Below are 12,970 nucleotides of genomic sequence, written 5' to 3'. Positions count from 1 at the left end.
AAAAAACACACCAGAACATTCAGGTGTGTTTTTATTGTTGCTATAAAAGTTGATTATTCACTTATATTCCCAGTGAGGATGCCAAACAATTTCCCACAAGTGCCCGTCAGAATCTTGGAAGTGACCGGCGTATCCGCCCCAAAAAGTATCATGAGCGGGAGCAGTTATCGTAACGTTTGATTCATGTGCGATGTCTTTGCGGTCCCAGAGGGCAAGTTTCAGTCCCGTTTGCAAGTCGTCCAAATCTGTACCGGCTGTTCCTTCTGTATTCTGTAGGCAGACCCAAGCCATCCCGATAGAAGTGCAGCGATTTTTCTAAATTGTAATCCGCGGCTTCATAGCAATGCAACCTCCCAAGCTAAGCTAATGATAAGAAACATTTTCATTGAAAATATTTTGACATTTCAGTAAAGAACCTATATATTCATATATGAGCATATAATCATATATGGTTATTTTTGTGTCCATGTTAGAATGCTTCATAGCAGAAAAGAAATAATAAATACAGTGTATTAGATAAGGAGGAGATTTTTATGGGTCACAATCACAATCACGCTGGCGGATCCAATAAGAAGGTTTTATTGATCTCTTTTATCATGATTACAGGTTATATGATAATAGAAGCGATAGGCGGATTTTTAACCAATAGTTTAGCGCTTTTGTCAGATGCAGGCCATATGCTGAGTGATTCAATCTCATTAATGGTTGCTCTGATTGCTTTTAAATTGGCCGAAAAAAAGTCAAGTCATCATAAGACATTCGGCTACAAACGATTTGAAATTCTTGCAGCTGTGATCAACGGTGTTGCATTAATACTGATTTCCCTTTATATCATTTATGAAGCAATTAAACGTTTCTCTCATCCGCCGGAGGTAGCAACAACCGGCATGCTGACGATAAGTATCATCGGGTTAGCTGTGAATATATTGGTCGCTTGGATTATGCTGAACGGCGGAGATACAAAGAATAACCTGAACATTAGAGGAGCTTACTTACATGTGATAAGTGACATGCTCGGATCTGTAGGTGCCATACTGGCTGCGATCCTTATCATCTTCTTCGGGTGGAGCTGGGCAGATCCAGTGGCCAGTGTCATTGTGGCTATTCTTGTGCTGAGAAGCGGTTACCATGTGACGAAAGACTCCATTCACGTATTAATGGAAGGAACTCCGGAAAATATCGATGTCACTGACATCATTCATACAATTGAAGAGACAGAAGGAATTCAAAGCATTCATGATTTGCACATATGGTCTATCACAAGCGGATTGAATGCTCTTTCCTGCCACGCTGTTGTTAACGATCAGCTGACCATTTCTGAAAGTGAAAGTATTTTACGCAAAATTGAACATGAACTTGGAGATCAAGGCATTACACATGTAACCATTCAAATGGAAACGGCAGCGCATAATCACGACAATACGATTCTTTGTCAGGCCCAAACTGAGAATCCGCGTGACCATCATCATCATTAAAGGAGGAGATAGGGACTCACTTTGTCTGCTGACAATTAAGATAAAACCGGAGGGGGGATTCATATGTACGACACGATAGTAATCGGAGCCGGTCAGGCAGGAATCTCAGTAGGATATTATCTAAGAAAGTCGAAACAAAAGTTTATCATTTTAGATAAAAGTCATGAAGTGGGGGAAAGCTGGAAAAACCGGTATGACTCATTGGTCTTATTTACTTCTCGAATGTACAGTTCTTTGCCGGGAATGCAGCTTGAAGGAGACCAGCATGGACTCCCTTCAAAAAATGAAATTGCTGCTTATCTGAAAAAATATGTTGAAAGATTTGAAATCCCGATCCAATTACGGACAGAAGTAATAAGTGTCCAAAAATTAAACAACTATTTCTTAATTAAAACAAACCGGGAAGAATATCAAACGAAGAATCTGGTGGTGGCCGCAGGTCCTTTTCATACCCCTAACATTCCATCAATATCAAAAGATGTAGCCGGTCATATTCGTCAATTACATTCTTCACAATATAAACATTCAAAACAACTGGCGCCTGGGAATGTACTGGTAGTCGGCGGCGGGAATAGCGGGGCTCAGATAGCTGTTGAGTTATCCAAAGAAAGAGTTACATATTTGGCTTGCAGTAAAAAACCGGTTTATTTCCCTTTATGGATTGGAAAAAGAAGCATCTTTTGGTGGTTTGATAAATTAGGAGTTTTACATGCAAGTCATACATCAATATTAGGCAAGTTCATTCAAAAGAAAGGCGACCCCATATTTGGGTATGAATTAAAACATGCAATAAGACAGAAGAAGATCATCTTAAAACAAAGAGTCATAGCCGGAAAGCAAAATGAAGTCATTTTTAAAGATTCATCTTCATTAGAAGTAAACAATGTTATTTGGGCAACTGGTTTTAAGAATCCGCTTTGGTGGATGAAAATAGAAGGTGTTTTGGATAAGGAAGGCCGAATTATACATCACCGGGGTGTTTCAGCTGCGGAGGGATTGTACTTTATTGGTTTGCCTTGGCAGCATAGGCGAGGTTCAGCGCTGCTTCAAGGTGTAGGAAATGATGCTGAATACATTGTAAAACAAATGAACGGCGGATAGACTGTGGAGAGCAGTAACTTACGTGTTTACTGCTCTTTTTTGTGTTGAATACGTCCATCAGTGCAACTATTTTAGTCCGCGCATATTCAGTTTGAACTAAATGGATTCACATGGAGCGCGTGCTTCACTCCTCGTTCAGACTCTCTAATTTAATTCTTTCAAGTAAAAGTCGAAATAGCTCAAATAACAAGAAGTTAAAAAACTGCAAACCCCGCCGTATACGTATCCGCCCACTATAGAGTTCATTAATTACTTGGGACCATAGAAGAATTGTCAATGTCACTTCCGATAGTTGTAACCAGCCAAAAAAAGAAAATGGGGAGGGTGTGCTTAATTTGCACAATCTTTTATGTAGAAGTGGCCCAAGGAGCCATCCTGCATTTTGCATTCGAATGAACCTGTCGTAAAAAATTGAGAGCAGACTTAAATATCTGCTCAACTCGCTGTTATTTCTTAATGTTGAATCGGTCTTTGATCTTTTCAGGCAGTTTCTCGGCCTTAATAGCTTCAGATTCTCCGGTATAACCCTCATAGCTCCTCGGAACGCGTACAATGTCACCTTCTTGATAAGGCTTTTCAACAAAGAAAGAAACCATCTTTTTCTTACCTTTCTCGTTATACCCTTCTAAATTGTAAACGTAGTTGCTATTATTTTTGTTTTTTTCCGCTTTTCCGTGAATTTGTACGTAATAATCGCTTTCCAGCACGGCGCCTTGATCAGCGCAGCCTCCTAATATGAAAACCGATAGGCAGCCTAATATAATAATGAAAATGCTCATGTTTTTCATTCTTCATCACTCCTTTTATATTTCTTATTCTAATGAACACTGCATATCGAATAAATGCGGATACCTTACACTTACCTTACTTTTTTGTAAGAATTCCTGATATAAAAGATAATGATTCAGTTGCAGAATAACAAATAATGGGTAAATGCAATCTCGTTTGGAAGGAGACTGATATGATCATTAAAATGACTCCATTTTTTAATATGAAAGAATTCAATAAACCAAACAACCATTTGCTGTTTCAAGGAGAATTGCACCTGCATTTGAAAACAATCTGTGGATTATACCGAGGAACGATTTGCTGATTCTTATGTTAAGAAATATGAAGATGATGATGTCAGTTACGTTGAAGAAGAGGGGAAAGCGGTTTTTTTAAAAATTATGCTGAAAACCGCTACGCGGGCCGGATTAAGATACGTTGCAAATGTAATAGCGATTTTTTGTCTGACCATTTTAATTGATTGGCAGTCAGTGAAAATAGACATTTGTAATGAATTTATCGTTGCTCCTCCTAATAAGCGGCTTTAACTGCCAAGTTTCTGTTTCTCTTCATACCATTTGCGAAGCTGATGAATATGAGCTTGATGATATCTATTATGGTCTGCCATATGCCATATTCCCCATTGAATGGTTGATGATTTGGTCCTTTATAATCAATCTCCTGCTGTGACATGTCTGACACAATGGATATTAAGCGGCTGTCATTTTCATTAACGGCAGAATACAGCGTTCCCACAAGATGATCCATGTGCGTTTCACCTTTTAAATCTAAAATCATTAACCCCACCTCATTAGCACAATTTTCATATCAGTTTGCCTTATTACTCATATTTGTCAAGCCATCCGGGGAATGGGCCGCTGTAAGACGAAGCTATGAAGCAGGCTCTCTTTGCCTGCTTTTTTTGTGTGTCGGCTTTACATCTGACATGTTGCGTTATCTGAAACTGTACCTTTTTAAATGTCAGACAGTGTTATATGATACTCTGCAGATATTCAAGAATATGTACTTGGAGGACATTCTCATGCGAAATTTTAATGTTGCTATCCCTACGCCTTTTCATGAAGATGAAAGTTTATATTTAGAAGGATTTGATGCTATTGTCGAACATTTGAAAAACAGCGGTATCCATTCGTTACTCATATGCGGCACGACTGGTGAACAGCATTCACTCAGCATAGATGAGCGTCTTCAGATCATTGAGTATGTTAATCAGCGAAAATTTGAAGATGTTGAACTGATGTTCGGTGTTTCAGCCGTAAGAACCAGTGATGCCGTCAAACTGATGAAACACATCGAGAAAACCAATATTGATTCTGTACTGATTGGTTTTCCTCCTTATATAAGACCGACACAGCAGCAAGCCGTTTATTACGTTGACGAACTTCTCAGTCATACCTCTAAAGAGGCTGTGCTTTATAATAACCCCGGCCGGACCGGTTTTAATCTGAGTGAGAAAGCGCTTAAAGACTTAATAAGCCGGCATCCCGGGATAAGGGGGCTGAAAGAAGGAGGAGACGTTCTGCGTCATAAACAAACAGAGTTCCCTGATCACTTTATTTTGTTTGCGGCAGGAGACGTTGAATTTCCGAAGATGCTGAGTAACGGGTGTAACGGCCTGTCAAGCATGGCCGGAAATGTCTATCCTGAAGAAATCAGAGAAAGCTTCAGCAGCTTATCAGAAAATAAACCGATTAATCTGGATCGAATAAACGATCTGATTGCTGAAGTGACAAATCATCATACTGTCATGAATATAAAAAATCACTATAAGAAGATTGGGATTCAAGCAGGCAGCTGCCGGTCACCCATTATATAAGAAATGTTCCGTCGCGGATAAGTGAAACATGTGATCAGCGCGCTTTCTGTACTTGGATTAGGCTTAATAAGCAAGTTTTATAATACTGTCATTAGCGGGGGCGTAAGCATTTGTTTAACTTTACATAAGGGAACCCTTATGATATGGTGATTATTGTTAATATTGACAAGAAAGAGGTGAAAGCGATGATAACGATTTATGGAATTTTGTATGGTGAAAATGCAAAAATTGGAAACATCTTGGCGGATAAAGGGAGCAGTCTGTCCTTTTTTAAGCCAAATCATCATACAAAAACAGTTATCGGTGCTTTTTCTCTATGTCAAATAAACGATAATCCAATGACATAATGTCCTTGTTTATTTGTGCATGATGTTATTTAAGCGTAACACCGATAATTGTGTCGGTGTTTTTTTGTGCCTGATTTTAAAAAAAGGTTAGATGATCACTCCCTTCTATTTACTCAAACAAACCAGAGTTTTATGGAAGGATGAGAAAACATGCAACAAAAAAACAAGTATATAAGAATTCAAGAGTTCCTTAAACAAAATAAGTTTCCTGATTTTAGAATGAATCAAATCAAAAATGCTGTGTTCAAAGGGAGAATAAATCATTTTAATGAAATAACGGTTCTTCCTAAATCCTTGAGAAAATTGTTAATGAATGAGTTTGGAGAGTCAATTTTAAATATTGCTGCTTTAAAAGTGCAGCATTCTGAGCAAGTAACAAAAGTCTTATTTGAAATTTCAGGAGACGAAAAAATAGAAACGGTCAATATGAAATATAAAGCTGGCTGGGAGTCATTTTGTATATCCTCGCAGTGCGGCTGTCATTTTGGCTGTGCATTTTGTGCAACAGGAGATATTGGTTTAAAACGCAGCTTAACATCAGATGAAATGACTGACCAAATTTTGTACTTTCACTTAAAAGGACATTCAATTGATAGTATTTCTTTTATGGGAATGGGAGAAGCATTAGCGAATGTACAAGTTTTTGATGCTTTACATGTGCTTACAAATCCGGAGTTGTTTGCTTTAAGCCCTCGTCGGTTATCTATTTCGACCATAGGTATTATTCCGGGCATTAAAAAAATCACTCAGGATTATCCGCAGGTCAACCTGACGTTTTCATTACATTCTCCTTTTAATGAACAGCGAAGCAAGTTAATGCCGATAAATGAACGCTTCCCGTTATTGGAGGTAATGGACACATTAGATGAGCATATACGTGTGACCTCAAGAAAAGTTTATATTGCTTATATTATGCTGCCGGGAGTTAATGATTCTATTGATCATGCGAATGAAGTAGTACGTCTTTTAAGAAGCAGATATAAGAGAGGGAACTTGTTCCATGTAAACATCATTAGATATAACCCGACTGTTAGTTCACCTATGAGATTTGAAGAAGTAAATGAGAAACAAGTTGTAAACTTCTATAAAAAATTAAAGTCAGCAGGAATTAACGTGACCGTCAGAAGTCAATTTGGCATTGATATAGATGCTGCTTGCGGACAATTATATGGAAATTATCAAAAAAATAAGAACCGATAAATCAGGTGCAGAACTCGGTTTGACTTCATATTATTTCATTTGATAACATAAAATGGTTATCGTGATAAAAAAAAAGATACCCGTTTTTATAAAAAAAGGAGTCATAACGTTGCTGAAAAGGTTTTTTCTTGTTTTTCTTACGCTGATAATGTCTATATTTGCTGTATTCGCGGCGGCTGAAGAGTCTCCCGGCGATCGTGTCATTTCTTTTGACGAGCCTATGATTTTATTGATCTCACTCGGGATCATCTTATGTTTGTTCATTCCGCCATTCGTCATGTCCTTTTTTGGCAGCTTGGTTGTGAGAATCATATCCGGAGTCTATCAATGTTTTATCGTCCTCACGTTTGCGGGGCTCATTCCGATTGGATTTCTGATTCCCAATGGCTTTTTGACAATTCTTGCTGCCGTCCTGGGGACTTTGGTCAGTTCAGCCAGTGTTGCGGTCACCTTATTCGTTGGCAGGATAGAGAACACAAGTAAACTTTCATAAGCGGTTTTGAAAACAATAACACGCGTTCCAAAAACACCAAGTGTCACAGACCCTTGGTGTTTTTTAATTCCGGCAGAAAAGAAGGTATAATGGGCGGGGAAGAGGTGTCAGCCAATGAAAATAACCAGAGAGACATTAGAAAAACAGCAAATTTGGATATATGGTGTGACTCTTGTGATCGGAGGAATAGCGGGGATCGCCGGGAAAGATTCAGGACTTCGCTGGGGATGGACGATATCACCGTTTATCGCTGTTCTCATGTATGCCATGTTTGCCCAAATCCCATTCTTGAAGCTGAGGGAAGCCATGTCAAACCTCAAGTTTATGGCGGCTTTACTGATCGGTAATTTCTTAGCTGTACCTGTCGTTGTATGGGTGTTAACCGCCATTTTTCCTCAATCTCCTCCTATATTATCAGGGGTTTGTTTGGTATTGCTTACACCTTGTATTGATTACGTCATCGTCTTTACTCAGCTCGGCAAAGGAAATGAGAGATTAATATTGGCTTCCACGCCGGTTTTGTTCGCCGTTCAGATGGTATTGCTTCCGTTATACCTGTGGCTGTTTATCGGGAAAGAAGTGATAGGGGCTGTTCATGCGGGACCGTTTCTGGAAGCATTCTCATTGTTAATAGCGGTGCCGCTGCTGGCGGCGGTGATGACTCAATTATGGGCTGATAAGAAACCGGCGGGAGAAAAGGTGTTGGAATGGACGGCGTGGCTGCCTGTTCCTTTTATGGCTCTGGTTTTATTGGCGGTCGTCGCCACACAAATCGGCAAAGTCATCAATGATGCTGACATCATTATACGTGTGATTCCGATCTATCTGCTATTCCTGCTCATTATGCCGTTTGTCTCCCGTTTTATCGCATATGCGTTCCGTCTGAATACAGGTGAAGGAAGAGCATTGATCTTCAGCACGGGCACAAGGAATTCTCTCGCAGTCCTTTCGTTAGCGCTGGCTCTGCCGGATGCTTGGGCCTCATTAGCCGCTGCTGTTATCGTCACACAGACGATTGTTGAGCTGATCGGTGAATTGGTTTATATCAAAGCGGTGCCCGGATGGCTGCTGAAATAAAAAATAATCTGCGCTGAAAAAAACATACCAATAGATATTGGTATGTTTTTTATGAGAATTATAAAGTTGCAATATCAATAACGAAACGGTAGCGGACATCGCTTTGGAGAACCCGTTCGTACGCTTCGTCGACTTGATCGGCCGGTATCACTTCAATTTTAGGAGCAATGCCGTGCTCGGCGGCGAAATCAAGCATCTCCTGAGTCTGCGGAATACCGCCGACGAGTGAACCCGCAATGCTGCGGCGGCCCGTGATTAAGGAGAACACACTGTATGAGTCCGGCTTAGCGGGCGCTCCCACATTTACCAATGTACCGTCAATGCGAAGCAGGGATAAGTAGGCATCTACGTCAAGGTTCGCGGATACTGTATTTAAAATAAGATCAAATCGTCCGGCCAGCTCAGTAAATGTATCCGGATCGCTTGTCGCAAAGTAATGATCGGCTCCAAATTCAAGCGCTTCGTCTTTTTTGTTCATTGAGCGGCTGAGGACGGTGACCTCTGCGCCTAAAGCGTGCGCGAATTGAACGGCTAAATGTCCGAGCCCGCCCATTCCGACAATCGCCACTTTTTTGCCGGGACCGGCATTCCAGTGTTTCAGCGGAGAATAGGTGGTAATGCCCGCGCACAATAGCGGACTGGCAGCATCCAAATCCAGCTGATCGGGAATACGGACAACGAATCTGTCAGTGACAACTATTTTCTGGCTGTAGCCTCCGTACGTAGGGTTTCCGTCGTAGTCCAGGTTATTATAGGTCTGAACAACGCCTTTTGTGCAATATTGTTCGTCTCCGTTCAGGCAGTATTCACATTCCCCGCAGGAGTCTACAAAACAGCCGACACCCACACGGTCGCCGGCGGCAAATGTGGTGACTTCTTCACCCACAGCTTCCACAACTCCGGCAATTTCGTGCCCGGGAACCATCGGAAAGATTCCGCCGCCCCATTCATCGAATGCACTGTGGATGTCTGAGTGACAAATCCCGCTGTACTTAATATCAATCAGGATATCGTGCGGCCGTAATGCTCTTCTCTCAATCGTCGTCCGCTCAAATTTAGCTTTGGCATGCGGAGCGCTTAATACACGAGTCGGATGATTATTGCACATGGTTATCTTCCTTTCCAAGATAAAGTGATGAATCCTCTGTCGGTTTTACTTTAAATGTTAAAGCGGACTTTAAGTCAAGGGGTTTGGTTTATTTTTTTATGAAATGATATTCTATAATGGCACGCTTATGAAAGGTATGAAGGACGGGTGGTAAGAATATGAAGATTGCGCAGGCTGCAAAGCAGGTTGAGTTATCAGCCGCGACGCTTAGGTATTATGAAAGTATAGGACTGATTCCTCCGGTAAAACGCGATGAAAGCGGCATCCGCGATTATGACGAAGGTGATGTGAATTGGATTCAATTTATAAAATGCATGAGAAGTGCCGGGCTGTCGATTGAGGCTCTGATTGAATATACCGCTTTATTTATTGAAGGAGCCGATCATACGATCGAACCCCGAAAAAACATCCTTATAAATGAAAGGAAAAGGCTGACGGAGAAACAGAGGGAAATTGATGAAACCATAAAACGATTAAACAGGAAGATTGAGGATTACGAAGATATCCTGGAAAATGAAGCGAAACTTAAAAACAGATTGAAAGCTGAATGTATTTCTGAATGAAGAGAAGGTGTCCCGGGCGCCGGGCCGCATGAAATGTACCAAGGGAAACGAGCCTTGGTTTTTTTATTTTCTAAAGAGAGGAAACAAAACAGCTTTTTCTATCTTATCAATCATTACTTATCCTTTTTTCAGCTTGACTTTTTTACTGCAGACTTTTAAAGTGTGAAATGTTGCTTAGACTGTGATTAGCGACTTTAATGCTGAAAAGAGGTGGTTTACCCAGATGAACAATCATAAGAATCCTTGGGCGTTATTGCCTTTAGTCTTATTCGTAGGGCTTTTTGTCGGCTCTGGTCTGGTGACCGGAGATTTTTATAAATTGCCGATCTTGATTGCCGCGATCATTGCGTCAGCTTTTGCGCTGTTATTTAACCGGAAGAAATCGCTCAATCAAAAAATAGAATGGTTCGCTTCCGGTGCGGGACATCCTGATATTATCATTATGGTTATGATTTTTATATTGGCAGGTGCCTTTGCTTCAGCGGCTGAGGCGATGGGAGCGGTGCATTCAACTGTCAATCTTGCTTTGAGCATTATTCCGCAGCAGTTTTTGCTGCCGGGGCTGTTTATCATTGCTTGTTTCATTTCTATATCGATGGGAACATCAATGGGCACGATTGCGGCGGTTGCGCCGATCAGCGCCGGTTTGAGCGGAGAGCTTGGCGTCTCCAGCGCGATACCGATTGCGGCTGTGGTCGGCGGAGCTATGTTCGGAGATAATCTTTCTTTTATTTCAGATACGACCATTGCGGCAGTCCGGACGCAAAAAACACAAATGAGGGATAAATTCAAAACGAACTTTCTGATTGTTTTGCCCGCTGCCATTGTGACTGTTATTATCTTATTTTTTATTCCGACAGGCCACGCCCTCCATACGGATGCTGCATCTTACAGCTGGATTAAGGTGCTTCCTTATGTCGCCGTGTTAGTTTTTGCGTTAATCGGTATTAATGTGATGGCTGTCATATTCGGCGGATTGGTTTTGACGGGAATCATCGGATTGGCGGGCGGGAGCCTGACGTTTGATTCTTATTTTAAAGCGATTACGGATGGAGTTGCCGGAATGAGCGACCTTATCATCCTGTCCATGCTGATCGGCGGAATGGTCGGTGTGATGAAACAAAACGGCGGGATCGACTTTTTACTGGAGTTCATCACGAAACGAATCCGTTCCAAAAAAGGCGCCGAAGCCGGCATTGCCGGATTGGTCAGCGTGACGAATCTGGCTGCGGCCAATAATACGATCTCGATTATCGCAGCCGGGCCGATTGCAAAGAATATTGCTGATAAATTCAACATCGACAACAGAAAATCGGCAAGTATTCTGGATATCTTTTCGTGTATGATACAAGGATTGATTCCTTACGGCGCGCAGCTGTTATCAGCCGGGAAATTCGGGAATATTTCACCCGTCAGCATCCTGCCATACTCTTTCTATCCCGTTTTAATCGGAATCTGCGGCATCGCCGCCATTATATTTGGACTGCCGAAATTCACAAGAAATACGAAATAAAAGATAAAAAAAGGCGCCGTTCGGCGCCTTTTTTCTTTCATGACAGCCAAGCATTTCTCAAAAGCTGTACGCCCTGTGTGATCTGATCCGTATCGAGATGGGCGAAACCTAACTTTATGATCGGCGGTTCGGGTTTTCCGGCAACGAAATAAACAGCGGTAGGATATACCTTCACTCCGTACTGAAAAGCGCGTTCGATTAATGTTTCTTCTGTATAGTTCAGGTGAACTCTCACCAATATATACAATCCCGACTGCTCGCCGATGATCGTCACTTGCTCGCCGAACTGCTGCTTAATATGTGAAGTCAAGTGCTGCATCTTACGCTTGTAGACAGTGCGCATGCGCTTAATATGGCGGGTCCATTCACCGGCCTTCATCAATTCAGCCATGGTCAGCTGGTTAAGCGAAGAAGCGGTGCTTTCGAAATGAATAAACCGTTTTTTATACCGGTGCAAAAGGCGCTGCGGCAAAACCATATAGCTTATGCGGATGCCCGGTAGAAAGGATTTTGAGAAATTCCCTAAATAAATCACCCGGTCTGATTGAATGGAAGCAAGAGCGGGAAACGGCTGCTGTGTATAACGGAATTCACTGTCATAATCATCTTCAAGAATATAACCCTCTCTATGATTCACCCAATTGATCAGTGTTTGGCGCTGCTGAATGGACATGCTTACGCCGTAAGGGCTGTGATGGGATGGGGTCACATAGATTAATTTTTCTTTCATTGCATGCAATTGAGAAAAATCAGCTCCGTTTTCATAGACAGGCATCGTTTCCAGAGATAGCCCGTGAAATTGAAATGCCGCTCTGGCCCCGTCAAACCCAGGGTCTTCAACGATAATTCCGGAAAAATCCTCTTTCAGAATCCGACTGAGATATATCAGCATCTGCTGGGTGCTGCTGCCGATGATAACCGAATCCGCATCTGTTTTCACTCCGCGTGATTCCAAGAGATAAGCGGCAATTTGTTCACGCAGGTTTCTCTCGCCGAACGGTTCACCGTACAGAAAGCTTTTCTCTGATGCCAAAACTTGATTGTATAATTTTCTCCATGTTTTCAGAGGAAAATGCTTTTGATCGACGGCTCCGGCGCGAAAATCAATCAGGGCCGGCTGAGTTGATTCGGTTTTCTCAGCGTAAACAACATCGTTTTCTTTTTGAAATAAAGAAGGTTCTACTTCATTTGCAAAATAACCTTTGCGTGTTTCTCCGCGAATGTATCCCTCCGCTAAAAGCAGATCATAGGCCATCAGCGTTGTATTGCGGCTTACCCGCAGGGAATCTGCCAGCTCCCGAATTGAAGGCAGCCGCTCATCTGCCTGAATATTTCCCTGCTCAATCAATGTTTTAAATTGCTCGTAAATTTGTTTGTATTTCGGGGTGCCGCTTCTGAAAGCGAAAATCAAATTTTTCATCAGATGTTCTCCTCTGACATGTGTATTTATTTGAAACTGTATCTTTTTAAATGTCAGTTGATATTTTA

General features: G+C 41.6%; 12 protein-coding genes and 3 pseudogenes. 10 read left to right on the top strand and 5 right to left on the bottom strand.

The window, feature by feature from the left end; genetic code table 11:
- Positions 1 to 57: 57 nt before the first annotated feature.
- Positions 58 to 349, bottom strand: a pseudogene (locus tag C5I45_RS19990) (VOC family protein).
- Positions 350 to 533: 184 nt separating this feature from the next.
- On the opposite strand from C5I45_RS19990, the gene C5I45_RS16805 reads away from it, so the two are divergent.
- Positions 534 to 1,475, top strand: a complete 942-nt coding sequence (locus C5I45_RS16805; RefSeq protein WP_095318506.1) for a cation diffusion facilitator family transporter — start codon at positions 534 to 536, stop codon at positions 1,473 to 1,475.
- A 63-nt stretch (positions 1,476 to 1,538) separates the two neighbouring features.
- Complete coding sequence (locus tag C5I45_RS16800) at positions 1,539 to 2,576, top strand: flavin-containing monooxygenase (RefSeq protein ID WP_015388647.1); 1,038 nt, start codon at positions 1,539 to 1,541, stop codon at positions 2,574 to 2,576.
- Between the two features lie 446 nt (positions 2,577 to 3,022).
- On the opposite strand, the gene C5I45_RS16795 is transcribed toward C5I45_RS16800, so the two are convergent.
- Positions 3,023 to 3,364, bottom strand: coding sequence for a YxeA family protein (locus C5I45_RS16795; RefSeq protein WP_015388646.1), 342 nt, complete (start codon positions 3,362 to 3,364; stop codon positions 3,023 to 3,025).
- 173 nt (positions 3,365 to 3,537) lie between these two features.
- On the opposite strand from C5I45_RS16795, the pseudogene C5I45_RS16790 reads away from it, so the two are divergent.
- Positions 3,538 to 3,795 (top strand): annotated as a pseudogene (locus C5I45_RS16790) (GNAT family N-acetyltransferase); the annotation flags it as partial.
- 93 nt (positions 3,796 to 3,888) lie between these two features.
- On the opposite strand, the pseudogene C5I45_RS16785 reads toward C5I45_RS16790, so the two are convergent.
- A pseudogene (locus tag C5I45_RS16785) lies at positions 3,889 to 4,142 on the bottom strand (hypothetical protein).
- Between the two features lie 244 nt (positions 4,143 to 4,386).
- On the opposite strand from C5I45_RS16785, the gene C5I45_RS16780 reads away from it, so the two are divergent.
- From C5I45_RS16780 to C5I45_RS16760, 5 genes are all read left to right on the top strand, one after another.
- Positions 4,387 to 5,181: a dihydrodipicolinate synthase family protein gene (locus tag C5I45_RS16780; protein WP_003156098.1), complete on the top strand. Its 795-nt coding sequence runs from the start codon at positions 4,387 to 4,389 to the stop codon at positions 5,179 to 5,181.
- Positions 5,182 to 5,324: 143 nt separating this feature from the next.
- On the top strand, positions 5,325 to 5,528 hold the full coding sequence (locus C5I45_RS16775; RefSeq protein WP_003156096.1) for a hypothetical protein: 204 nt from the start codon (positions 5,325 to 5,327) through the stop codon (positions 5,526 to 5,528).
- A 150-nt stretch (positions 5,529 to 5,678) separates the two neighbouring features.
- Positions 5,679 to 6,728: a Cfr family 23S rRNA (adenine(2503)-C(8))-methyltransferase gene (locus C5I45_RS16770; protein WP_003156095.1), complete on the top strand. Its 1,050-nt coding sequence runs from the start codon at positions 5,679 to 5,681 to the stop codon at positions 6,726 to 6,728.
- 109 nt (positions 6,729 to 6,837) lie between these two features.
- Positions 6,838 to 7,221 carry a hypothetical protein gene (locus C5I45_RS16765; protein WP_107994528.1) on the top strand — a complete coding sequence of 128 codons (384 nt, stop codon included), beginning with the start codon at positions 6,838 to 6,840 and terminating at the stop codon, positions 7,219 to 7,221.
- A gap of 114 nt (positions 7,222 to 7,335) precedes the next feature.
- Positions 7,336 to 8,298 carry an arsenic resistance protein gene (locus C5I45_RS16760; RefSeq protein WP_107994527.1) on the top strand — a complete coding sequence of 321 codons (963 nt, stop codon included), beginning with the start codon at positions 7,336 to 7,338 and terminating at the stop codon, positions 8,296 to 8,298.
- Positions 8,299 to 8,356: 58 nt separating this feature from the next.
- On the opposite strand, the gene C5I45_RS16755 is transcribed toward C5I45_RS16760, so the two are convergent.
- On the bottom strand, positions 8,357 to 9,406 hold the full coding sequence (locus tag C5I45_RS16755; protein ID WP_003156089.1) for an NAD(P)-dependent alcohol dehydrogenase: 1,050 nt from the start codon (positions 9,404 to 9,406) through the stop codon (positions 8,357 to 8,359).
- 158 nt (positions 9,407 to 9,564) lie between these two features.
- Here C5I45_RS16755 and C5I45_RS16750 point away from each other — a divergent pair, with 158 nt between their 5' ends.
- Entirely contained in the window at positions 9,565 to 9,969 is a 405-nt protein-coding gene (locus C5I45_RS16750) for a MerR family transcriptional regulator (protein ID WP_015388639.1), read from the top strand.
- A 223-nt stretch (positions 9,970 to 10,192) separates the two neighbouring features.
- Positions 10,193 to 11,482, top strand: a complete 1,290-nt coding sequence (locus C5I45_RS16745; RefSeq protein ID WP_107994526.1) for a Na+/H+ antiporter NhaC family protein — start codon at positions 10,193 to 10,195, stop codon at positions 11,480 to 11,482.
- Positions 11,483 to 11,519: 37 nt separating this feature from the next.
- Here C5I45_RS16745 and pdxR read toward each other — a convergent pair whose 3' ends face one another.
- Entirely contained in the window at positions 11,520 to 12,902 is a 1,383-nt protein-coding gene (pdxR, locus tag C5I45_RS16740; protein ID WP_063174880.1) for a MocR-like pyridoxine biosynthesis transcription factor PdxR, read from the bottom strand.
- Positions 12,903 to 12,970: the final 68 nt, after the last annotated feature.

The sequence above is a fragment of the Bacillus sp. ZY-1-1 genome (assembly GCF_003047165.1).
Lineage (GTDB): Bacteria > Bacillota > Bacilli > Bacillales > Bacillaceae > Bacillus > Bacillus velezensis.
This window is presented reverse-complemented; position numbering and strand designations above follow the sequence as displayed.